Source organism: Streptomyces albospinus (assembly GCF_014648695.1).
Lineage (GTDB): Bacteria > Actinomycetota > Actinomycetes > Streptomycetales > Streptomycetaceae > Streptomyces > Streptomyces albospinus.
Map to the genome: position 1 here is coordinate 64,672 of NZ_BMRP01000028.1, position 20,531 is coordinate 85,202.

At 73.6% G+C, this 20,531-nt stretch carries 20 protein-coding genes; 8 read left to right on the top strand and 12 right to left on the bottom strand.

The genetic code is table 11. From position 1 onward, the window contains the following. Positions 1 to 43: 43 nt before the first annotated feature. The gene (locus IEZ17_RS29440; protein ID WP_189305411.1) at positions 44 to 1,570 is read left to right on the top strand and encodes an MFS transporter; all 1,527 of its coding nucleotides are present in this window, start codon (positions 44 to 46) and stop codon (positions 1,568 to 1,570) included. A 170-nt stretch (positions 1,571 to 1,740) separates the two neighbouring features. Here IEZ17_RS29440 and IEZ17_RS29445 read toward each other — a convergent pair whose 3' ends face one another. Next, positions 1,741 to 2,238 carry a MarR family winged helix-turn-helix transcriptional regulator gene (locus IEZ17_RS29445; protein WP_189305413.1) on the bottom strand — a complete coding sequence of 166 codons (498 nt, stop codon included), beginning with the start codon at positions 2,236 to 2,238 and terminating at the stop codon, positions 1,741 to 1,743. A 180-nt stretch (positions 2,239 to 2,418) separates the two neighbouring features. On the opposite strand from IEZ17_RS29445, the gene IEZ17_RS29450 reads away from it, so the two are divergent. Further along, positions 2,419 to 3,186 (top strand): dioxygenase family protein, encoded by a 768-nt coding sequence (locus tag IEZ17_RS29450; RefSeq protein ID WP_373299979.1) that lies wholly within the window; start codon positions 2,419 to 2,421, stop codon positions 3,184 to 3,186. 36 nt (positions 3,187 to 3,222) lie between these two features. Here IEZ17_RS29450 and IEZ17_RS29455 read toward each other — a convergent pair whose 3' ends face one another. The 3 genes from IEZ17_RS29455 to IEZ17_RS29465 form a co-directional block, all read right to left on the bottom strand. Then, positions 3,223 to 4,272, bottom strand: coding sequence for a questin oxidase family protein (locus tag IEZ17_RS29455; RefSeq protein ID WP_189305417.1), 1,050 nt, complete (start codon positions 4,270 to 4,272; stop codon positions 3,223 to 3,225). A gap of 156 nt (positions 4,273 to 4,428) precedes the next feature. After that, positions 4,429 to 4,968, bottom strand: coding sequence for a UbiA prenyltransferase family protein (locus tag IEZ17_RS29460; protein WP_189305419.1), 540 nt, complete (start codon positions 4,966 to 4,968; stop codon positions 4,429 to 4,431). A gap of 127 nt (positions 4,969 to 5,095) precedes the next feature. Then, positions 5,096 to 5,614, bottom strand: coding sequence for a GNAT family N-acetyltransferase (locus tag IEZ17_RS29465; protein ID WP_189305421.1), 519 nt, complete (start codon positions 5,612 to 5,614; stop codon positions 5,096 to 5,098). A 197-nt stretch (positions 5,615 to 5,811) separates the two neighbouring features. Here IEZ17_RS29465 and IEZ17_RS29470 point away from each other — a divergent pair, with 197 nt between their 5' ends. From IEZ17_RS29470 to pfkB, 3 genes are all read left to right on the top strand, one after another. Further along, on the top strand, positions 5,812 to 6,813 hold the full coding sequence (locus tag IEZ17_RS29470) for a sigma-70 family RNA polymerase sigma factor (protein WP_189305422.1): 1,002 nt from the start codon (positions 5,812 to 5,814) through the stop codon (positions 6,811 to 6,813). Positions 6,814 to 7,136: 323 nt separating this feature from the next. Continuing rightward, positions 7,137 to 7,907: a DeoR/GlpR family DNA-binding transcription regulator gene (locus IEZ17_RS29475; protein ID WP_189305449.1), complete on the top strand. Its 771-nt coding sequence runs from the start codon at positions 7,137 to 7,139 to the stop codon at positions 7,905 to 7,907. Beyond that, on the top strand, positions 7,904 to 8,866 hold the full coding sequence (gene pfkB, locus IEZ17_RS29480; protein ID WP_189305423.1) for a 1-phosphofructokinase: 963 nt from the start codon (positions 7,904 to 7,906) through the stop codon (positions 8,864 to 8,866). Before IEZ17_RS29475 ends, pfkB begins: the two co-directional genes overlap by 4 nt. A gap of 440 nt (positions 8,867 to 9,306) precedes the next feature. On the opposite strand, the gene IEZ17_RS29485 is transcribed toward pfkB, so the two are convergent. Together IEZ17_RS29485 and IEZ17_RS29490 are read right to left on the bottom strand one after the other, a co-directional pair. Next, complete coding sequence (locus IEZ17_RS29485; protein ID WP_189305424.1) at positions 9,307 to 10,635, bottom strand: L,D-transpeptidase; 1,329 nt, start codon at positions 10,633 to 10,635, stop codon at positions 9,307 to 9,309. Positions 10,636 to 10,716: 81 nt separating this feature from the next. Beyond that, positions 10,717 to 11,937 (bottom strand): CaiB/BaiF CoA transferase family protein, encoded by a 1,221-nt coding sequence (locus tag IEZ17_RS29490; RefSeq protein WP_189305425.1) that lies wholly within the window; start codon positions 11,935 to 11,937, stop codon positions 10,717 to 10,719. Positions 11,938 to 12,251: 314 nt separating this feature from the next. On the opposite strand from IEZ17_RS29490, the gene IEZ17_RS29495 reads away from it, so the two are divergent. After that, entirely contained in the window at positions 12,252 to 12,524 is a 273-nt protein-coding gene (locus IEZ17_RS29495) for a hypothetical protein (RefSeq protein ID WP_189305426.1), read from the top strand. A gap of 35 nt (positions 12,525 to 12,559) precedes the next feature. Here IEZ17_RS29495 and IEZ17_RS29500 read toward each other — a convergent pair whose 3' ends face one another. Continuing rightward, the gene (locus tag IEZ17_RS29500) at positions 12,560 to 13,222 is read right to left on the bottom strand and encodes a YIP1 family protein (RefSeq protein WP_229852767.1); all 663 of its coding nucleotides are present in this window, start codon (positions 13,220 to 13,222) and stop codon (positions 12,560 to 12,562) included. An 84-nt stretch (positions 13,223 to 13,306) separates the two neighbouring features. Between IEZ17_RS29500 and IEZ17_RS29505 the strand changes: the two genes are divergently transcribed. Further along, positions 13,307 to 14,023, top strand: coding sequence for a VIT1/CCC1 transporter family protein (locus IEZ17_RS29505; RefSeq protein ID WP_189305427.1), 717 nt, complete (start codon positions 13,307 to 13,309; stop codon positions 14,021 to 14,023). Positions 14,024 to 14,074: 51 nt separating this feature from the next. On the opposite strand, the gene IEZ17_RS29510 is transcribed toward IEZ17_RS29505, so the two are convergent. From IEZ17_RS29510 to IEZ17_RS29530, 5 genes are all read right to left on the bottom strand, one after another. Continuing rightward, positions 14,075 to 15,208 carry a P1 family peptidase gene (locus IEZ17_RS29510; protein ID WP_189305428.1) on the bottom strand — a complete coding sequence of 378 codons (1,134 nt, stop codon included), beginning with the start codon at positions 15,206 to 15,208 and terminating at the stop codon, positions 14,075 to 14,077. A gap of 27 nt (positions 15,209 to 15,235) precedes the next feature. Continuing rightward, positions 15,236 to 16,051 carry a L,D-transpeptidase family protein gene (locus IEZ17_RS29515; RefSeq protein ID WP_189305429.1) on the bottom strand — a complete coding sequence of 272 codons (816 nt, stop codon included), beginning with the start codon at positions 16,049 to 16,051 and terminating at the stop codon, positions 15,236 to 15,238. 429 nt (positions 16,052 to 16,480) lie between these two features. Next, the gene (locus IEZ17_RS29520) at positions 16,481 to 17,665 is read right to left on the bottom strand and encodes a low temperature requirement protein A (protein ID WP_189305431.1); all 1,185 of its coding nucleotides are present in this window, start codon (positions 17,663 to 17,665) and stop codon (positions 16,481 to 16,483) included. A 13-nt stretch (positions 17,666 to 17,678) separates the two neighbouring features. Beyond that, the gene (locus tag IEZ17_RS29525; protein WP_189305433.1) at positions 17,679 to 17,876 is read right to left on the bottom strand and encodes a hypothetical protein; all 198 of its coding nucleotides are present in this window, start codon (positions 17,874 to 17,876) and stop codon (positions 17,679 to 17,681) included. A gap of 62 nt (positions 17,877 to 17,938) precedes the next feature. Further along, positions 17,939 to 18,970, bottom strand: coding sequence for a methyltransferase (locus IEZ17_RS29530; protein WP_229852768.1), 1,032 nt, complete (start codon positions 18,968 to 18,970; stop codon positions 17,939 to 17,941). 238 nt (positions 18,971 to 19,208) lie between these two features. Here IEZ17_RS29530 and IEZ17_RS29535 point away from each other — a divergent pair, with 238 nt between their 5' ends. Continuing rightward, positions 19,209 to 20,480 carry an amidohydrolase gene (locus tag IEZ17_RS29535; protein WP_189305435.1) on the top strand — a complete coding sequence of 424 codons (1,272 nt, stop codon included), beginning with the start codon at positions 19,209 to 19,211 and terminating at the stop codon, positions 20,478 to 20,480. Positions 20,481 to 20,531: the final 51 nt, after the last annotated feature.

The following is a 20,531-nucleotide window of genomic DNA, read 5'->3' on the forward strand; positions in this document are numbered from 1 at the left end:
CCGTCCCGTTATTCGCTCACCGCACCACTAGGTGGATCTCGCCATGCCTGAAACAGCCAACCACGTCGATCCGCGGCGCTGGAAAGCGCTCATATTCATCGCCCTCGCGCAGCTGATGGTCGTCCTCGACGCGACGATCGTGAACATCGCGCTGCCCTCCGCCCAGACGGACCTCGGCATCAGCGACGCCAACCGGCAGTGGGTCATCACGGCCTATGCGCTGGCCTTCGGCGGGCTGCTGCTCTTCGGCGGCCGGGTGGCCGATCTGTGGGGACGGCGGCGCACCTTCATCGTCGGGCTCGTCGGCTTCGCGGTCGCCTCCGCGCTCGGCGGGGCCGCGGTCAACGAAGGGATGCTGCTGGGCGCGCGGGCGTTGCAGGGCGTCTTCGGTGCGCTGCTGGCGCCGTCGGCGCTGTCGCTGCTGGCGGTGACCTTCACCGAAGCCCGGGAGCGCGCCAAGGCGTTCGGCATCTTCGGTGCGATCGCCGGTGGCGGTGGCGCGGTCGGGCTGATCCTCGGCGGTGTGCTGACCGAGTACATGAACTGGCGCTGGACCTTCTTCGTGAACATCCCGTTCGCGGTGATCGCCGCGACCGGTGCCGTCCTGGTGATCCGCGAGCCCGCAGAGGGCCGCAACCCCTCCCGGCTGGACGTCCCCGGCGTCATCCTGGCCACGCTCGGCCTGGTCTCGCTGGTCTACGGCTTCACCCGGGTCGAGTCGGACGGCTGGCTGGGGAACCGGCCGCTGGCGCTGTTCGCCGCGGCGGCGGTGCTGCTGCTGGCGTTCGTCCTGGTCGAGTCCAGGGTGAAGGCGCCGCTGCTGCCGCTGCGGGTGGTCGCCGAGCGGAACCGCGCCGGTGTCTACGCGTCGCTGGGCCTGGCCGTGATCGGCATGTTCGGTCTCTTCCTCTTCCTGACCTACTACCTCCAGATCGTGAAGGGCTACACGCCGGTCGTGACCGGTCTGGCCTTCCTCCCGATGGTCGCGGGCATGATCACCGGCTCGACGCAGATCGGCGCCCGGCTGATGACCCGGGTCCGGCCGCGGTACCTGATGGCGCCCGGCTTCACGGTCGCCGCGCTCGGCATGCTGGTCCTGAGCCAGATCGACCTGGACACGTCCTACCCGGCGCTGATCCTGCCCGGCTTCGTGCTGATGGGCCTCGGGATGGGTACCGCGTTCATGCCGGCGATGTCGCTGGCCACGCACGGCGTGCAGCCGCGCGACGCCGGTGTCGCCTCCGCGATGGTCAACACCTCGCAGCAGGTGGGCGGCGCGATCGGTACCGCCCTGCTGAACACCATCGCGGCCAGCGCCACCACCGCCTACGCCACCGCGCACGCGGCCGGGGCGCGGTCGGCGGATCTGCTCAAGCTCCAGTCGATGGTGCACGGCTACACCACGGCCATCTGGTGGGCGGTCGGCATCCTGGCGCTGGCGGCGGTGATCGCCTTCACCTTCATCAACACCGGGCGGCCGGGTGCCGGTTCGCCGGCCGCCGCGTCGGACGAGGACGCCGCCGCGGGTGCGGCCGAGGCGGATGCGCAGATTCCGGTGATGGTGCACTGAGCGGGCGCGAAGCCGTACGGGGCGGGTACGGGGGCGCCGGGACCTCCTGAAGGGCGCGTACGCCACAGGGCGCCGACGGCGCGCGTACGCCCCCGCGCCCCCGGCCCCCTCCACCTCGAAACCACTCGATCGCGTGCCTCTGCGCCGGCCTCCCTTGGTGCCGCTGAACGTCAGCGGAGCCAGGGGAGGTCGGCGCCTTGCGGTTGCAGCCCCTCGGCCATGACCCCGCAGATCTCGTCGAGTTGGTTTATCTGCTCCGCGGAGAGCCGGTCGAAGATCGCGGCGCGCACCGCGGCGACATGTCCGGGCGCGGCTTTCTCCAGAACCCGCATGCCCTCGTCCGTGAGGTGGGCGTTCTGGCCGCGCTTGTCGGACGGGCAGTCCTCGCGCCGTACCCAGCCGTTCTTCTCCAGGCGGGCCACGGCGTGCGAGAGGCGGGACCGCGTGATCTTGGCGTTCTGGGCCAGCTCGGTCATCCGCATCCGGCGCCGCGGCGCACGGGAGAGCTGGACGAGCAGGCCGTAATAGATGTGCGGCATCCCGGCGTCGCGCTGTAGCTGGCGGTCGAGGTGGTCCTCCAGGAGCGTCGTGGCGTGGAGGTAGGACTGCCAGGCGTGCTGCTCCTCGTCGGTGAGCCAGCGTGGCTCGGTTGGGGGTTCGTTGCTCATGCCATCCACTCTCTCACCGCTCCACGAGTTATTGAACATTTAACAACGTGGAGTTAGGCTGAGATTGCCCTCTTGAAGATTCAAGTAAACGCACCTCGGTACGGCCGTACCCGGGCGCGAAGAATGTTCGTGGGGCACCGACTAACGCCAGTGTGACGCCGTGGAGCCGTTATGTCCGTAATGCCCGCCCTGTATCTCAGTCATGGTGCTCCGCCGCTCGCCGACGACCCGGTCTGGCCGGGGCAACTGGCCGCCTGGTCCGCGCAGCTGCCCCGCCCCGAGGCCGTACTGATCGTCTCCGCCCACTGGGAAGAGGCCCCGCTCGCGCTCGGCGCCACCGAGACGGTGCCGCTGGTCTACGACTTCTGGGGCTTCCCCGAGCACTACTACCGGGTGCGCTACCCGGCCCTCGGCGCCCCGGAGCTCGCCGAGCGGATCCGCCGGACGCTGCGGACGCCGGGCACGCCCGTCGAGGACATCCCCGACCGCGGGCTCGACCACGGGGCGTACGTCCCGCTCGTCGAGATGTACCCGGACGCCGATGTCCCGGTGCTCCAGATGTCGCTGCCCACCCTCGACCCGCGGCGGCTCTACGCGATCGGGCGCCGGCTCGCGCCGCTGCGCGAGGAGGGCGTACTGATCGTCGGCAGCGGCTTCTTCACCCACAACCTGGCGGCGCTGCGGCAGTCCGCGAACGGTACGCCCGCCTGGTCGGCGGAGTTCGACGACTGGGGGCGGCGGGCCCTGGAGGACCAGGACCTCGACGCGCTCTTCGACTTCACGCACAAGGCGCCGGCTGGCGCCCTCGCCCATCCGCGCACCGAGCACTTCGCGCCGCTGTTCGTGACCCTGGGCGCCGCCGACGCCCAGGGACAGCTGGGCAGCGGGCGCAGCGTGATCGACGGCTACTGGATGGGGCTGGCCAAGCGGTCGGTGCAGTACGGCTGAGGGGCGCGCCCGGCACCGGCCGGGCGGGCGCACCGGTCAGGTGCCCGGCGCGATCAGCTCCAGGGAGCGGAGGGCGGCCGACAGGGCGCGGTCGTCGCCGTCCTCGGTCCAGGAGGCCACGTCCAGCGCCGTGTCGGTCAGCTTGACCGCATGCGCGTCGCCGTGGGCGGCGGCCCGTGCGAAGACCTCCTCCGGGGTGAGCGCCCCGGCCGCCAGGGGAGGCAGCGGCGCGCCGGGGGAGTAGACGGAGGTGAGGGCGGCGCTCGCCGTCCAGGCCGCGCCGAGCGAGGCCGCCCAGAGGTCGCGGGGGAGCGCCGGGAGGGTGCGCAGCACGGCGTTCGGGGCGGTGGCCGCGTGCACCAGCAGGACGGCGTTGCCGTGTCCGTGGTCGCGATAGCGGTGGGTGGCGGCCCGGACGACCGCGGCCAGCAGATCGCGGGCGTCGTCCGGGTCCCGCGGGGCGCGCAGCCGGCCGGCCGCCGCCGTCCAGCCCTCCGTACCGGGCAGCTGGGCCAGCCCGCCGAGGACGGAGGTCTGCTGGTCGGCGACGCGCGGGAGGCCGGCGAGCGCGTCGGCGGGCGAGGCGGTCCCGCCGGGGTCCGCGGACACCGGCAGGGTGGTGTGGCGGGCTGCCCAGTAGCCGATCGCATGCGCCAACTCCGCGCGGCGGGGCTCCTCTTCGCCCTGCTCCAGCAAGGTCCGTACGGCGTGGCCGACGCGGATGACCGGGTGCGTCGCGGCGCCCGCGATACCGGGCAGCAGCCGCGGCCACCATTCGGTGAGCACCTCGCGCCAGGGGCGTTCGGAGACCTGGCGCGACAGGTACGCGGTCCAGTCGGTGACCCGGCGCGGATCGCCCAGTGCCTGCCGCCAGTTGGCGTCGGTGATCGCGGACTGCGCGCGCGGTACGTCCTCCAGCTTGGTGGTGTAGTCGTCGAGCCAGCGGTGGACCGTACGCGCCTGGCCGTGCCGGACGAGCGCCTCCACGGCCATCGGGCCGTGATTGGCCAGATACCCGCGGAATTCGGGGCCGGTGGCGTGCAGGCGCTCCAGGGCTTCGTCGAGTGTGCCGCTCGTCGTATCCATGGCCCGAGGCTAGGTCGGCCCCCGACCGGTCCGTAACGGTCTGCGGGCGGATCCCCAACGGGCCCGCGGGCCTACGGCGTTGGTCGGACCGCGGCGGGTGGGCGGGTGCGCCGCGGTGGCGCGCGGGGCCGGGTCCTCGGCGGTGTCCGGCGGCGCTCAGTGCGCGGTGTGCGGGAGGTGTGCGGTGTGCGGGCGGTGCAGGCCGTGCGGCTCGCGGACGCGGTGGGTGCGGAAGGCGTAGAGCGAGACCACGAACATCACGGCGAACATGACCACGCCCCAGCCCGACGACTTGAGGACGGAGGGTCCGCTGACGGAGTAGAGCCAGCCCATCGACGTACCGAAGAGCGCCGCGTACGCCAGGGCGCGGGTCTCGGTGATCATGGTCGGGCCGAAGTGCACCAGGGTCACCCCCAGGGCCCCGGAGACCACCGCGGCGATCAGCCCGCGGAGCGCGGCCTGGCCGCCCGAGGCTCCGCTGGTGTGGTCGAGCCAGATCGTGTAGCAGCCGAAGCCGAGCGCTGCGATGACGGGGAGCGCCACGGAGAGCGGTGTGCGGTGGACCGTGCCGGCGCCTTCCTGCCGGAGGGCCGTCGCGCCGTGTTCGGGTTCGACGGTGCCGTGGGAGCGGGCCGCCAGCGCCTCGTGTGCCGGGCCCTGGTGGGAGTGCTGGTCGCCGTGGGAGTGCTGGTCCATGACGGGCTCCTCTCGTTCGCCCCTCTTCCTGTCCAGGCGACACCCGGGGGCCGGGTGCGTCAACTGGATCAGGGACCTCGCGGACGGCCGCCGCGGTCCGGATCCGCCTCGGCCCGGCCCCTCCGCCTCAGGCCAGGTCCTTCTGGTACCAGGCCACGTCCCAGTAGCGCCCGAACTTGCGGCCCACCTCGGTGTACGTGCCGATGTGGCGGAAGCCGAAGCGGGCGTGCAGGCGGACGGACGCCTCGTTGGGCTGGGCGATGCCCGCGTAGGCGCGGTGCACGTCCTCGCCGGCCAGCGCCTCGAACAGGGCCGAGTAGAGCAGCGTGCCGACGCCCCGCCCGGCGGCCTGCGGGGCGCAGTAGACGGTGGTCTCGACGGAGGTGGCGTACGCGGCCTTGGGGCGGAAGGCGCTGCTGGTCGCGTATCCGAGCAGGGCGCCGCCGGGGTCCTGCGCAACCAGAAGGCGGTGTGGGCCGTCTTGAGGGTGGGAGAGCAGCCACGGGCGACGTCGCTCCGGGCTGAAGGGCTCCGTGTCGAATGTGACGGGCGTCTCACGGATGTAGTGGTTGTAAAGATCCGTAAGCGCTGCGAGGTCCGTCTCGACGCCCGCTCTGACCTGCACTTCCCCTCCTTCGGACGGCATCCGGCCTCCCTGGTGAGGGGGCAGGGTACTGCATGATCAGAAAAATAGCGGCGCGGCTTGGGAATTCTGTCCGGATTCCAGCCGTTGTTTCCTTCGGACGGGTCAGCCGGTCGAGCATCGGCAGTCCGGAGAGCAACCGACGGACCATCGACCCGCCCACCGTCCCGCGACCGACTCATCGCAAAGGGAGCACACGCATGGCAACCCGTGCCGTCGCCCGTAGTCAGGCCAGTACCAGTGGATCTGATGGGGCCACCAGCGTTCGCGCCGGAGGCGGGGAGATCGCCGACCGCGACCTGGTCGGCATGTACCTCGACGAGATCGCGCGTACGCCGCTGCTCGACGCCGCCAAGGAGGTCGAGCTGTCCCAGACCATCGAGGCGGGTGTGTACGCCCGGCAGATCCTGGACGGCGAGGTCGCCGACGGCAATGCCGCGGGCGCCGGCCGCGAGGAGCTGGAGGCGCTGGCCGCCGAGGGCGAAAGGGCCAAGGATGTCTTCATCCGGTCCAATCTGCGGCTGGTCGTCGCCGTCGCCCGCCGTTACCCGCGCGCCGGCCTCCCCCTGCTGGACCTGATCCAGGAGGGCAACGCCGGTCTGGTCCGCGCCGTGGAGAAGTTCGACTACGCCAAGGGCTTCAAGTTCTCGACGTACGCGACGTGGTGGATCCGCCAGGCCATCACCCGCTCCATCGCCGACCAGTCCCGCACGATCCGGCTGCCCGTCCACCTCGTGGAGGAGCTGGGCCGGATCCGCCGGGTGCAGCGCGAGTTCAACCGCGAGAACGGCCGCGACCCCGAGCCGGCGGAGGTGGCCGGCGAGCTGGGCTCGACGCCCGCCCGCATCACCGACGTCCTGGACTGGGCCCGCGACCCGGTCAGCCTGAACATGTCGGTGGACGACGACGGCGACACCCAGTTCGGCGACCTGCTGGAGGACACCTCCGCGGCCTCCCCCGAGCAGTCCGTGCTCACGCTGCTGCGCAGCGAGGAGCTGGAGGACCTGATCGACCGCCTCGACCAGCGCACCGCCTCGATCATCAAGGCCCGCTACGGCATCGAGGACGGCCGCGAGCGCACCCTGACCGAGGTCGGCAAGCAGCACGGCCTCACCCGCGAGCGGATCCGGCAGATCGAGAAGCATGCGCTGCTGGAGCTGAAGCGGATGGCCCGGGACACCGGGTTCGACGCGGCGGCCTGACCCGCCCGGCGATCCGGCGATCCGGCGCACTGCGGGACGGCCGGGACGGCCGCCGGTCCGTGCGCCACCCCTGGAGGCGAGATGCCTCCGGGCGGCATATCTGTGGAGCGAGCCCCGGTGCCGTTGCGGCGTCGGGGCTCCGTTGTGCCGGTAGCGGTTGTGCCGGTAACGGCCCCGGGGCCGCCGGCCGAGCGTGCGGCATGCCGCGACCCTCGATGCCCGTTTGGGTCCGACTGATGTCTGAGTCTGTTTACTTCCCGGATGGCCCGACGTAGCATCGCCGGGAAACCACAGGTTCGGGCATGGAACGGACACAGACGCAGATGTATGCACCGGAGCGCCAGCAGGAGATCCTGCGGCTCGCCCGTGAGAGCGGGCGGGTGGACGTGCTCTCCCTCGCGGAGGAGTTCCAGGTCACCGCCGAGACCGTACGGCGCGATCTGAAGGCGCTGGACCGCGCCGGACTGGTGCGCCGGGTGCACGGCGGCGCCATCCCGGCCGGCCGGCTGGACTTCGAGCCGGACCTCGCCGAGCGGGACGCGGTGGCCGCCGACGAGAAGCAGCGCATCGCGCGGGCCGCGCTCGCCGAGCTGCCCGGCGGCGAGGGCCCCGGCAGCGTGATCCTGGACGCCGGTACGACCGCCGCCCGGCTCGCCGCCGAGATCCCGCTGGAGGCCGAGCTGACCGTGGTCACCCACGGCCTGCCGGTCGCCGCGCGGCTGGCCGACCACCCCGGCCTCACCCTCCACCTCGTGGGCGGCCGGATCCGGCACCGCACGCGCGCCGCGGTCGACGACTGGGCGCTCCGCGCCTACCGGGAGATCAACGCCGATGTGCTGTTCCTGGCGACGAACGGCTTCTCCCTCGACGGCGGCCTGACCACCCCCGACCTCGCCGAGGCCGCGGTCAAGCGGGCGCTGATCGCCGCCGCCCGCCGGGTCGTACTGCTCGCCGACTCCGCGAAGTTCGGGCAGCAGCACTTCGCCCGCTTCGGCGAGCTGTCGGACGTGGACGTGCTGATCACCGACACCGGGCTGCGCCCCGAGGACGCCCTCGCCATCGAGCGGGCCGGCACGGAGGTGGTCCGCGCATGATCCTCACCGTCACCCCCAACCCCAGCCTGGACCGCACCTACGAGATCCCGGCGCTGGACCGCGGCGCCGTGCTGCGCGCCACCGCCGACCGGATCGACCCGGGCGGCAAGGGCGTCAACGTCTCGCGCGCGCTCGCCGCCGCCCGGCACCGCACCCTCGCCGTCCTGCCGCTGGGCGGCCCCGCGGGCGCGGCGCTGGCCGGGCTGCTGGCCGCCGAGGGCATCGAGGTGGCGGGCGTCCCGGTGGCCGGGCAGACCCGCACCAACATCGCCGTCGCCGAGCCCGACGGCACCCTCACCAAGATCAACGCAACCGGCCCCGAGCTGACCGCCGACGAGTCCGAGGCGCTGCTGGCGACGGTCGGCGAGCGCTCCGCCGGCGCCGACTGGATCGCCTGCTGCGGCAGCCTGCCGCGCGGGTTGGCGCCCGAGTGGTACGCCGAACTGGTCGCCCGCGCCCATCGCGCCGGCGCCCGGATCGCCCTGGACACCTCGGGCCCGTCGCTGACCGCGGCGCTGCGCGAACGCCCCGACGTCGTCAAGCCGAACGCCGAGGAGCTCGCCCAGGCCGTCGGCCGCCCCCTGGCCACCCTCGGCGACGCGGTCGAGGCCGCCGAGGAGCTGCGCGCCCGGGGCGCCCGCGCCGTCCTGGCGTCGCTGGGCGCCGACGGGCAACTCCTGGTGGACGCGGCCGGAGCGCACTTCGGCAGCGCCCCCGTCGCCGCCGTCCGCAGCAATGTCGGCGCCGGGGACGCCTCGCTGGCCGGCTTCCTCGCGGCGGGCGGCACCGGTCCGGCCGCGCTGGCCGCCGCGGTGGCGCACGGCGCGGCGGCCGTCCAGCTGCCGGGCAGCCTGATGCCGGCGCCGGCGGATCTCGCGCCGGCGGATCTCGCGCCGGCGGAGGTGACGGTGACCGACGAGGTGCCGCTCGACCGGGAGTTGACGGAACCGGCGCCATGAGCGCGCGCCGGGTGGCGTTCCGTGCTGAAGTCCGATGCCGTACGCCGATCCCGTTTCTTCGGGGGGTGCCGGAAATGGCGGGAGGGCAGGCCCTCCCCTGATCGGCCGGCCCCTCCTCTACCTCCTCGCCGTCGCCGCCGGCCTGGTCGTCCTCCTCAAGGGCCTGCGCACCTCGTCGCCGGCCGCGCCGCGGACGGCCGCGCCGGCGGCTGCCCCCGAGGCCGCGCACCTTGAGGCGGTTACGCACGGAACAACGTCCTCGCGCCGCTGAGCGGGGTGTGCGGGACGTCCGGCGGGTGCCCGCACGCGGCCGGGCCGGGCCTCCCCGCGGGCGGTGGCCGGCACGGGGCGGCCCGACCGGAAGCGGCGAGGCGGTGGCCGGCCCCCAAAGGAGCCGGCCACCGCCTCGTACGCCGGCGGGCGTTACCCGCCGGGGCGCGTCAGGCCGCGCTGCCCGCCTGCCACTGGGACCAGGAGAGGTTCCAGCCGTTGAGGCCGTTGTCGGGCTGGACGGTCTTGTCCTTGGAGTTCTTCACGATCACGACGTCGCCGACCAGCGAGTTGCTGTAGAACCACTTGGCCGGGGTGTCGCCACCGCCGCCCTTGTTGTCCTGGAGGCCGACGCAGCCGTGGCTGGTACCGGAGTGGCCGAAGACCGACGGGTCGCCCCAGTAGTTGCCGTGTATGAAGGTGCCCGAGGACGACAGCCGCATGGCGTGCGGCACGTCCTTGATGTCGTACTCGCCGCCGAAGCCGACCGTCGAGCCGTCCATCCGGGTCTGCTCGAACTTCTCCGAGATCACCATCTGGCCGTTGTAGGTCGGGTGGTCGGCGCTGCCGCCGGAGATCGGGATGGTCTTGATGGTCTTGCCGTCCTGCTGGACGGTCATGGTCTGGGTGTTCATGTCGACCGTGGAGACCTGCGAGCGCCCGATGGTGAAGGACGCCGTCTTGGACTGGACGCCGGTGATGCCCTTGCCGCCCTTGACCCCGTCCAGGTCGATCTTCATGGTGATCTTGGAGCCGGCCTTCCAGTAGTCCTGCGGCCGGAAGTCCAGGCGCTGGGAGCCGAACCAGTGGCCGACGACCTGCTGCCCGCTGCTGGAGGTCACCGTGATGTGGGACTGGACGTCCTTCTTGTTGGTGATCACCTTGTCGAAGTTGAACGACACCGGCATGCCGACGCCGACGGTCTTGCCGTTGTCGGGCGTGAAGGAGCCGATGAAGCTGTTGGCCGACGAGACCGTGGAGAACGTGGCGTTCTCGGTCGCGGAACGGCCCTTGGCGTCCTTCGCGTTCGCCGTGATCTTGTACTTGGTGCCCCGCTCCAGGTGGGCGTCGGGCTTCCAGGAGGTGCCGTCCTGCGATATGGCGCCGGGCACGTCCTTGCCGGTGTCGACCGCGGTGAGCTTGACGTTCGTCAACTTGCCGCCGGTGACCTTCACCCCGGTGTCGTTGATGCTGGCGTCGGTGGCGCCGTCCTTCGAGGAGACCTGGATCTTGGCGTCGGAGGCGTCCTTGGCGGCTGCGGCGTCCGCGCCGGCCTGGCCGTTCTTGCCGTCGTGCCCGCCGGCCTCGGCGTTGCCGCCGCACGCCGACAGGGACAGCGCGCCCGCGGCGAGCAGCGCGGTCAGCGCCAGGGTGCGGCGCGTCCGGCGGGCGCGGCGCGGTGCGGCGGCGTCCCGCGGTTCGGTGGGATGGAGCGGCTGGTGCGGGGTGCGGGACTGGGCGGGCGCGGGGTTGTCCGGCGATGTCACGAGCTGCTCCATACAGGGGTGTTGTGATTCCGTGCTGGTAAACAGCACCTACGGGTGGATTTGGTTGCGGGTGCAGCCATGTTGTGACGAAGGTCACATTCGCGGGGGGAGGGGTCGGTCGGTGGGCCCCGACAGCCAGGTTCGCAGTGGTGTGCCGTCTTCGTCCAGGCGGGGTGGGGCGGCGGGTTGGGTCACGGGGGTGCGCGACAGGCGCAGCGGGCTGCTGACTTGAGGGATCCGCCCCTCGCCGACCGGGGTGACCGGGTCGAGCCCGAGCCGGGCCGCCAACTCCAGCGCCTCCGAGAGGGTGTGGACCGGTCCGCACGGCACCGACACCGCGGTCAGCCGCTCCGTCCAGCCCCGCGGTGTGTCGGCGGCCAGCCGGTCCTCCAGCGCCTTGATCAGGTCCGTGCGGTGGCGCACCCGGTCCCGGTTGCGCCGGAAGCGGGCGTCGTCGGCCAGCCCGGGCGCGCCCAGCGCGTCCGCCAGCGCACGGAACTGACGGTCGTTCCCCACCGCCACGGCCAGCAGCCCGCCCCGGCAGGCCAGCGTCTCGTACGGGGCGATGCTCGGGTGGCGGTTGCCCATCGGGCCCGGGTCGCGGCCGGTGGCCAGATGGCCGGAGGCCTGGTTGACCAGCGAGCCCAGCAGCGACGAGAGCAGATTGACCTCCACCAACTGGCCCGCGCCGGTGCGGTCGCGGTGCCGCAGCGCGGCCAGGATGCCGGTGGCGGCGTCCTTGGCGGTCAGCACGTCCACCAGTGCCACGCCCGCCTTCAGGGGGCTGCCGCCGGGCTCGCCGGTGATGCTCATCAGCCCTCCGACGGCCTGCACGACGAAGTCGTAGCCGGGCAGCGCGGCGCCCGCGCCCGACCCGAAGCCGGTGATGGTGCAGTGCACCAGGCCCGGATGGGCGGCCAGCGTGGCGGCGGGGTCCAGCCCGTACTCGGCGAGCGCGCCGGGGCGGAAGTTCTCGATCAGCACGTCGGCCCGGCGCGCCAGTTCGCGGGCGAGGGCGGCGTCGTCCGGGTCGGCCAGGTCCAGGGCGAGACCGCGCTTGGACCGGTTCGCGGCGTCGAAGTACGCGGCGGTGCCGTCGGGCGCGAACGGCGGTCCCCACGCGCGGGTGTCGTCACCGGTGCCCGGCCGCTCGACCTTGATGACCTCGGCACCCAGGTCCGCGAGCGTGGCCGCGGCCAGCGGGCCGGCCAGTACGCGGCTGAAGTCGGCCACCAGGACGCCGTCCAGGGCACGGGGGCCGGGCTGCGGGGGTTGCTGTGCGCCGGGGCGGGGCTGCGGCGTCGGCTGCGGCACGGGCGTACTCCTCACGTCGCGGACGAAGTGCCGCCATCGTCGGCGGTGCCCGTCGGCCGGGGGAAGGCTCCGCGGTGTCCAACGGGCCGGGCGGGAGTGCGCCCGTGCGGCCGATGGTGTGCGGGTGCGCGGGGCGGGAGCCGCGGGGAGTGTGGGGACGCGGGGTATGGGGCAGACACTTGGTGTCGGGAATGAGAGGAAATGTCATAGGAGATGTGTCACTTAGGGACGTAAGTCCCTAGATCCCCTGTCGGAAGCCCTGAGGATTGGTGTCTACTGGCCTTGCCAGCGCCCACCCGTTCGGGAGGAACAGCATGCCCCCCTCCGTTTCGATTCTCCAGCAGATCGGCCTCGGCGTGCTCCTGGTCGTCGTGGTCCTGTGGACCGTCGGACTGGTCAGACTGACCCGGCGGGACGAGCACGAGGACGCGGCCGGGCGGCCGGCGCCCCGGCGCTCGCGGGATCTGCTCGGTTCGGTGCCCCGGCAGACCGGGCCCGGCGGGCCGGCCTCGGAGAACGTCGAGCTGAGCGCCGCCGAGCGGGAGGCGTTCGAGGGGCTCGTACGGCAGCTCACCAGCCGCAGTTGAGGCCCGCCCGGCGCGCCGGGCGGCCCGGCCGCCGCTCAGCGCACCGGGCCCAGCTTCAGCAGCGCCAGTGACGCCAGCATCTGGACCGACACCGCTGCCGCCGACTTGTGCGTCGGCAGGTGGTGCTGACCACGTATCAGCAGCGCCGCGAGGAAGTAGCCGAACCCCCACGTCGTCCAGGTCGCGGCCTGCACGAAGGTGGAACTCGCCGGCAGCCAGGACGCGATGCCCAGCCGCGGCAGGTCCGTCACCCAGAAGAGCACGATGAACAGGCTGGCGGTGGGCGCGAAGCGGCCGTTGCCGCCCAGCGTCCGCGCTATGGCGTGCGTGACCGCCCCCAGGGCGAGGCTGGCCGTCAGTACGCCCGCCTCGGCCATGCCGGCCAGTTGGAGCGCCGCCGCGCGGTCGGCCGCCCACTGCGCCCGAAACGCGTCCACGGACACGATCCCGATACCGCCGCTGATCAGGCACAGCAGCGCCGCCGCGCTCCACGCACTGCGGTCCCGGGCCTCGTCGAAGACGTCCACCGGCCGGTACCAGAGCCCGAATATCAGCCGGTGCCACCACAGTCGGCGGCGCCGTGCGGGCTCGCGCCGGGCGGGCGCCGGCTCGCGCGGGGGCGGCTGGACCAGCGTGGGCGGCGGGGGTTTGGGGCCCGGCTGTGACGGAGGATGGGAGGGGGGCGGCGATGCGGACATACGGCCGTTTCTACCACCGGCCAATTCGGGACGATGCGGGGGCGTCGGGCGGGAGGCGGTGGCGGCGGATGAGACGCTCGGCGGGTGAGTCTTCAGACACCGGATCACGACGAGGCGCACGGCGGCGGGCTCGGCAGCCGGCTCAACTGGCTGCGGGCGGCGGTGCTCGGCGCCAACGACGGGGTGGTCTCGACGGCCGGGCTGGTCGTCGGCGTCGCCGGGGCCACCGATGCGCGGGGCACGCTGCTGACGGCGGGGCTCGCGGGGCTGCTCGCCGGGTCCATGTCGATGGCGGCCGGCGAATATGTGTCGGTCTCCACGCAGCGCGACTCGGAGAAGGCCGCGCTGGCGCTGGAGAAGCGCGAGCTGGCGACGGAGCCGCAGGCCGAACTGGTCGAACTGACCGAGCTGCTGGAGGGGAAGGGGCTCGGCCGGGAGCTGGCCCGGGAGGTGGCCGAACAGCTCACCGCGCATGACGCGCTGCGGGCGCACGCGGAGGTGGAGCTGGGCATCGACCCCGATCAGCTCACCAACCCCTGGCACGCGGCGGGGGCGAGCTTCCTCGCCTTCACGGTGGGGGCGTTGCTGCCGTTGCTGGCGATCGTGCTGCCGAGTGCCGGCCAGCGGCTGTGGATCACGGTGGTGGCGGTGCTCGCGGCGCTGGCGCTGTGCGGGTGGAGCAGCGCCCGGCTGGGGGCGGCACCCGTGGGGCGGGCGATCGGGCGCAATATGACGGGCGGGGCGCTGGCGATGGGCGTGACGTATGCGGCGGGGGCGCTGCTGGGGGCGGCCGGGGTGTGACGGCGGGACCCGGCCGGGGCCGCCGCCGGCGTACGGGTCCCGGCCGCCGGGTCAGGTCCCGTAGAGGTCCCGGTACGACGGGAAGACGCCGCCGGGGCCGTCCACCGAGTCCGCGGCCAGCACGGCGTTGACGACGGCCCGGGTGAGCACGTCGGCGCCGGCGGCGAGGATCCCGTCCAGCGCCATGGCTTCCAGGTGGGGGCCGAACACGGGGTCGGCCGGGCCTTCTTCCGGGACGAGCGGGCGGGCGGCGGTGGAGAGCGCGAAGACCGTGTCGCCGTCGGCGAGGAGGTGCACGGGGCGTATGGCGCGGGCCAGGCCGTCGTGGGCGCTGCCGGCGAGCTTCTGTGCCTGGGCCCGGGTGAGGGCGGCGTCGGTGGCGACCACGGCGAGGGTGGTGTTGAGGGGCGGCCGGACCGAGCCGGCGGAACGGGCCACGGAGGCTGCCGTGGCGTCCGCCAGGCGGCGTTGGGCGGCGGCGTGGACGTCGGGGGCGGGGAGGGCGCCCGGAGCCTCGTACAGGCGGCCGTAGAGGGCTCCGGTACGGGGGTCGGCCACGGAGCCCGCGGCGTTGACGGCGGCCAGCGCGGCGACGGTGGCGCCGGAGGGCAGGACCGCGCTCGCGGTGCCGACGGCGCCCTTGAGGCCGCCCGCGACGGCGCCCGTGCCGGCACCGGTGTTGCCCTGGGGGACGGGGGATCCGGGGGCCGTACGGGCGGCGGCCTCGGCTGCCGCGCGGCCCAGGGCGGCGTCGGGGCGGGCCCGCCACGCGCCGCCGCGGCCCAGGTCGAAGAGGGCGGCGGCGGGGACGACGGGGACGACCTGGGCGGGGTCGGGGCCGACGCGGAAGCCGCGGCCCCGGTCCTCCAGCCAGCCGGCGACACCCGACGCGGCGTCAAGACCGAAGGCGGAGCCGCCGGTCAGGACGACGGCCTCGACGCGCTGGACGAGGTTGCGGGGGTCGAGGGCGTCGGTCTCCCGGGTGCCCGGACCGCCGCCGCGGACGTCGACGGCCGCGACGACGCCGCCTTCCGGGGCGAGGACGACGGTGGTGCCGGTGAGCCAGCCGTCGCCGGTCCGCTGGGCGTGGCCGACCCGCAGGCCGTGGACGTCGGTCAGTGCGTCGTGCGGTCCCCGGGGGTGCGGTACGCCCTCGCCCCCCTGGTGCTGCCGGGCGTCAGTCATGGGGAATGCGTACCACGCGCCGCGCGGTCAGTGGCCGGCCGGGCCCATCACGACGACCGGGTGCAGTGCCGGGTCGAGGGTGCGCAGCAGTTGGCGCATCACCTCGGGCTTGAGGCTGACGCAGCCCTGGGTGGGGCCGTCGTGGTCGACGTGCAGCCAGACGCCGCCGCCCCGCGCGTCGCCCAGGGGCCGCCGTCCGTCCAGCGGGGAAGAGCCCGGGACGCGGTTGTAGTTGATGGCGATGACGTAGTCGAAGGCCCCGGCCAGCGGCTCGCCCTCGACGCCGGTGCCGTGGGCGACGAAGCTGTCGTTGTGGTCGTAGGGGAGCTTGGTGCCCGCGGGGGCGGGCAGCCGGCCGCCGGCGTCGGTGAGGGTGTAGACGCCCTGGGGGGAGCGCAGGTCGCCGTAGCGGTGGTCGTCGGTCCAGCCGTGCGCGGCGTTGTGCGCGGTCCAGATGGGGCTCGGTGACCAGATGTCCGCGCCCTCTTCGCGGGTGTAGAGGACGACCCGGGAGTCGTACGAGTCGGGGCTCTTGCCGGTGACGACCAGGACCTGGCGGGTGTTGGCCGGTATGCGCTGCCGGGTGGCGTCGCTCAGTTCCGGGATGGCGCGCAGGGCGGTGGTGGCGTCGCGGGCCGTGTGCTGGGTGGCGGGGGTGACCGGGCCGGCCGCCGTCCGCGACGAGCCGCTCTTGGCGTCCGGCCGGCTGTTGTGGTCGTCGCCCGAGGCCGGCCAGGCCCACAGGGCGGTGCCGACGAGCGTGGTGAGGGCGAGGCCGCTCACGGCCTTGCTGCGCCGGGACAGTCTCTTGCGCGCGCGGGACTGAGCGTGGCGGGCGGCCATCTACTGGCGTCTCCTCAGGTACGGGCGGGTGAACGGCCCGTGGGCCGTTCACGGCGGCGGGTCCACGGGCAGCCCAGGTATAAAAAGGGCAATCTGCACCCTACCGCGTTCCCGGGGTGCCGCTTCCGCGGGCCGAGGTGAACCGTAGAGGGTGCGAGGATGCCGCCTCGCGGGGGAGGGGCCTTTGGTGGGGGAATGGGGTGGTTGGGGAGTGGCGTTGGGCACAGGCGTCCGCGGGAACGGTGCCGCGGCGCTCGCCGAAGATGGCCGGAATGTGTGCCAAGTGGGGCTATTGCGCGACGAGTTGAGGATCGGCCGGAACGACAGTGTCGCGTTCGTCACGTGCCGCGCCGGCGTCCCGCGGGGACGGGTGCCGCGTACGGCCGTTCGGCACGCTAAAGGGGGACGGTGCGACGGACCGGCGCCCCCTCACGCCCGCGGCCGGGGGTCGGCCGACCGGGGTGGCTGCTCCTCCGCCAGGGCGGTGCCCTGGCGGGCCGTCAGAGTGACGCCCACCGCGACCGTGGCCGCCGCCACCAGACCCGCCGCCGGCACGGCGCCGTGCCCGGCGAACGTGCACGCCAGGACCAGTACGGCGGACACCGGCAGCACCAGCTGCTGGGCCGGCCCGCGCTTCTGGTGCCGGGAGTGGATCAGCCACACCGTGGCGATGTACAGCGCGCCCGGCACCGTGACGCAGGCGGCTGCCGCGAACGCCGACAGCTGCGCCGTGCCGACCGACTCCTCCACCGCGACCTCGATGCCCGCGCCGACCGCCGCGGCCGAGCCGAGCACCAGGTAGTGGCCGTAGCCCCAGAGGAACGCCTGGCGGTTGGAGTGCAGGTGGAGGTGGATGGGGACCGCGAAATAGATCCAGTACGCGGCGAAGACCAGCAGCAGGCCGCCGGCCGCGACCGGCAGCAGCACGCCCGGCGCCTTGTGCTCGTCCAGCGCCGACTGCACCGCCACGGTCGCCGCGGAGACCGTCTCGCCCAGCACGATGATGGTGAACAGGCCGTAGCGCTCGGCGATGTGGTGCGGATGCCAGCTCGTCCGCCGCTCCCGTTCGGCGAGCGCCGGCACCGACAGCTCCAGCAGGCCCATCACCACGAACACCCAGGGGATGTCGCCGGCGGGCAGGAACAGCAGCGCCAGCCAGCCGATCTGGCAGACCGTCACGCCGGCCGCGTAGCGCAGTGCGGCACGCCGTTCGGCTCCCCGGGAGCCGTGCGCGGCACGCAGCCACTGGGTGACCATGGCCAGCCGCATCACCAGGTAGCCGAACCAGACGACGCGGAAGTCGCCGGCCGTGAAGGCGCGCGGGATGCCCGCGGCGAGGACCAGCACGCCGGCGATCTGGACCAGGGCCACCACCCGGTACGGCACGTCGTCGGTGTCGTATGCCGACGAGAACCAGCTGAAGTTGACCCACGCCCACCAGACGGTGAAGAACAGCATCAGATAGCCGGCGATGCCGTGGCCGGGGTGCCCCTGGGCGAGGTCGTGCACCAACTGGCGGCCGGCCTGGGCGATCGCCACGACGAAGCAGAGGTCGAAGAACAGCTCCAGCGGGGTGGCGGCGCGGTGCGCCTCGTCCCGGCTGCGTGCACGCATCAAAACCGTCACGTCAGGTCGGTACCTCTCGTCGGCGGCTCCGGTGGGTGGGATCAGTAGAGCGCGGGCCGGCGGGAGCGGCGGAGATACGGGGGCGCGGCGTGTCGCGCGGGGTGTCGCGCGGGGTGTCGCGCGGGGTGTCGCGCGGGGTGTCGCGCGGGGTGTCGCGCGGGGTGTCGCGCGGGGTGTCGCGCGGGGTGCGGCGGGGCACCCCCGCCGCACCCCGCGTCGCCCGGCGACCGCCGTCGCGCCACTCCGCGACGGCCGAGGCGGTTACTCCGCGACCGCCTCCACGATCGACGGGACCGCCGGCGTCGGCAGCACCCGGGTCAGGCGGAAGCCGGTGTCCGACAGCAGCGAGGCGAGTTCGTCGGCGTTGCGCTCCCTGCCGTCCAGGAGCGCCAGCATCGCGATGTCCAGCGTCTTGCCGAAGTGCGGGGCGTTGCCGGGCGGCAGCACGCAGTCGACGACCAGGAGGCGGCTGCCGGTGGCCATCGCGACGCGGCAGCTGCGCAGGATGCGGCGGCAGGCGCCGTCGGGCCAGTCGTGCAGGACGTGCTTGAGGACGTAGATGTCGCCGCCCTCGGGGACCGCCGTGAAGAAGTCGCCCTCCCGGGTCTGCCAGCGGCCCTTGAGGTCGTCGGAGTCCAGCAGGTGGTGGGCCAGCGGCGGCGCCTGGTCGAAGAGGACGCCGGTCAGCTGCGGATGGCGGCGCAGCACGGTCCGCAGCAGCCCGCCGCGGCCCCCGCCGACGTCGACGACGGTGCCGGTCTCAGGGAACGGGTACGCGGCGGCCACCGCCTCGTCCACCGGGGCGGCCAGTGCCGACATGCCGTCGTCGAACAGCTCCCGCTTGGCCGGATCCGACGCCAGATGCGTGAAGAGCGGCGCACCGAAGATCCGCTCGAAGGCCGAGCCCCCGTCCCGTACCGCCTCGGGCAGCCCGGCCGAGGTGCGCAGGTAGAGGTCGTCGGTGGTGAGCAGCACGGCGGTGTGCAGCGAGTCGGGGACGTCGGTGCGCAGCGGTCTGGCGGCCGGCGTGAGCTGGTACGCGCCCGAGGCGTCCTCGCGGAAGATGCCGCGGGCGGCCAGGTACCGCAGCACGCGGCGCAGGTGCGGTGCGTGGGTGTCGGTGGCGGCGGCGAGCTGCTCGGGGGTGCGTGGGCCCGCGGCGAGGTGGTCGGCGATGCGGTACTGGGCGGCGGTGCGCAGCGCTGCGGAGAAGAGATGCCCCAGGGCCTGGTCCATGAGGTGGGTCGCGATGTCGGCGGGATCGCCCGCCGGCCGGGTGGATGGAATGGCCAACGTCAGCCTCCGGTCGTCGGCTCGGTCATGCGTCGCTGCACGGTCGCAGGCGTGGTGATCCACGGTTGCAGGCGGGGGCGGTGGTGTCACGGGGCGAGGGTGGCAATCCGCCAACTCCGGCCAGGGAAAGGCGGATCCGCCCCGGGGCGCGCCGGAGCGCGGACGTGCCGGAGCGCGGACGTGCCGCGGTGCGCGACGGGGGCTGACCGCGACGGCGGCCCGTGGTCGAATGCCCCGTATGAGCGACAGTGACATCAGCGACAACAGTGGCCACTCCTTCCCCGCCTCCGTCCTGGAACCGCTCGAAGCCCGCCTCGCGGACCTCGTGGCGCTCTACGAAGACCTCCACCGGCACCCGGAACTCGGCTTCCAGGAGACCCGGACGGCCGCGGAGGCCGCCCGCCGGCTGACCGCCCACGGCTACGACGTCACGACCGGCATCGGCGTCACCGGCGTCGCCGGCGTGCTGCGCAACGGCCCGGGCCCGGTGGTCCTGCTGCGGGCCGACATGGACGCGCTGCCGGTGACCGAGCAGTCCGGGCTGCCGTACGCCTCCACGGTCCCGGGCCGGATGCACGCCTGCGGGCACGACGTCCATGTGACCTGCCTGCTGGGTGCCGCGGATCTGCTCGCGGCGGGCCGCGACCGCTGGTCCGGCACGCTGGTGGTCCTCTTCCAGCCCGCCGAGGAGGTCGGCAGCGGCGCCCGCGCGATGCTGGACGACGGCCTCTACAGCAAGGGCCTGGTGCCCACGCCCGATGTGGTGCTGGCGCAGCATGTCGCCCCGTTCGGCGCGGGGTTGCTCGCGTACTGCCCGGGGCCGTGCATGGCCGCGGCCGACAGCCTGGAGATCACCTTCCACGGCACCGGCGGCCACGGCTCGCGGCCGGAGACGACCGTCGACCCGATCCTGATGGCGGCGGCGTTCGTGCAGCGGGTGCAGTCGGTGGTGGCGCGGGAGATCGCCGCCAAGGAGCAGGCGGTGGTCACCGTCGGCTCGTTCCACGCCGGCGACACCGCCAATGTGATCCCGGACCGCGCCGTCGTACGGCTCAGCGTGCGCAGCTTCGACGCGTCGGTACGGGCCGGGGTGCTGGCCGCCGTCGACCGGATCGCGCGCGCCGAGGCGGCGGCGTCCGGCGCCGAACGGGAGCCGGAGACGGTGGTCCTGGACTCCTTCCCGGTGACCGTCAACGACGCGGTCACGCTGCGGAAGGTCAACGAGAGCTTCGCCGAACTCTTCGGTGAGCAGCGGGTGTTCGCGTATCCGGCGGCGACCGGCAGCGAGGACGCGGGGCTGCTGGCGACCGCCGCCGAGGCGCCGCTGTACTACTGGTGGCTGGGCGGCTGGAACCCGGAGGAGTTCCACACCGCACTGGCGGCCGGGCGGCTGTCCCAGGACATCCCCTCCAACCACTCCCCGTACTTCGCCCCGGTCGTGCAGCCGACGCTCACCATGGGCGTCCAGGCCCTCACGGCGGCGGCGCTGAACCGGCTGGCACGGCCCTAGGTGTGTTGTCCCGGCACGTTGGTGACAGGCGACATGCACCGTCCGGGTGCT

What these genes read in the sequence shown, in the direction of transcription:
- IEZ17_RS29440 (WP_189305411.1), top strand. Translation starts at nt 44, where the DNA reads ATGCCTGAAACAGCCAACCACGTCGATCCGCGGCGCTGGAAAGCGCTC.
- IEZ17_RS29445 (WP_189305413.1), bottom strand. Translation starts at nt 2,238, where the DNA reads ATGAGCAACGAACCCCCAACCGAGCCACGCTGGCTCACCGACGAGGAG.
- IEZ17_RS29450 (WP_373299979.1), top strand. Translation starts at nt 2,419, where the DNA reads ATGCCCGCCCTGTATCTCAGTCATGGTGCTCCGCCGCTCGCCGACGAC.
- IEZ17_RS29455 (WP_189305417.1), bottom strand. Translation starts at nt 4,272, where the DNA reads ATGGATACGACGAGCGGCACACTCGACGAAGCCCTGGAGCGCCTGCAC.
- IEZ17_RS29460 (WP_189305419.1), bottom strand. Translation starts at nt 4,968, where the DNA reads ATGGACCAGCACTCCCACGGCGACCAGCACTCCCACCAGGGCCCGGCA.
- IEZ17_RS29465 (WP_189305421.1), bottom strand. Translation starts at nt 5,614, where the DNA reads ATGCCGTCCGAAGGAGGGGAAGTGCAGGTCAGAGCGGGCGTCGAGACG.
- IEZ17_RS29470 (WP_189305422.1), top strand. Translation starts at nt 5,812, where the DNA reads ATGGCAACCCGTGCCGTCGCCCGTAGTCAGGCCAGTACCAGTGGATCT.
- IEZ17_RS29475 (WP_189305449.1), top strand. Translation starts at nt 7,137, where the DNA reads ATGTATGCACCGGAGCGCCAGCAGGAGATCCTGCGGCTCGCCCGTGAG.
- pfkB (WP_189305423.1), top strand. Translation starts at nt 7,904, where the DNA reads ATGATCCTCACCGTCACCCCCAACCCCAGCCTGGACCGCACCTACGAG.
- IEZ17_RS29485 (WP_189305424.1), bottom strand. Translation starts at nt 10,635, where the DNA reads ATGGAGCAGCTCGTGACATCGCCGGACAACCCCGCGCCCGCCCAGTCC.
- IEZ17_RS29495 (WP_189305426.1), top strand. Translation starts at nt 12,252, where the DNA reads ATGCCCCCCTCCGTTTCGATTCTCCAGCAGATCGGCCTCGGCGTGCTC.
- IEZ17_RS29500 (WP_229852767.1), bottom strand. Translation starts at nt 13,222, where the DNA reads ATGTCCGCATCGCCGCCCCCCTCCCATCCTCCGTCACAGCCGGGCCCC.
- IEZ17_RS29510 (WP_189305428.1), bottom strand. Translation starts at nt 15,208, where the DNA reads ATGACTGACGCCCGGCAGCACCAGGGGGGCGAGGGCGTACCGCACCCC.
- IEZ17_RS29515 (WP_189305429.1), bottom strand. Translation starts at nt 16,051, where the DNA reads ATGGCCGCCCGCCACGCTCAGTCCCGCGCGCGCAAGAGACTGTCCCGG.
- IEZ17_RS29520 (WP_189305431.1), bottom strand. Translation starts at nt 17,665, where the DNA reads ATGCGTGCACGCAGCCGGGACGAGGCGCACCGCGCCGCCACCCCGCTG.
- IEZ17_RS29535 (WP_189305435.1), top strand. Translation starts at nt 19,209, where the DNA reads ATGAGCGACAGTGACATCAGCGACAACAGTGGCCACTCCTTCCCCGCC.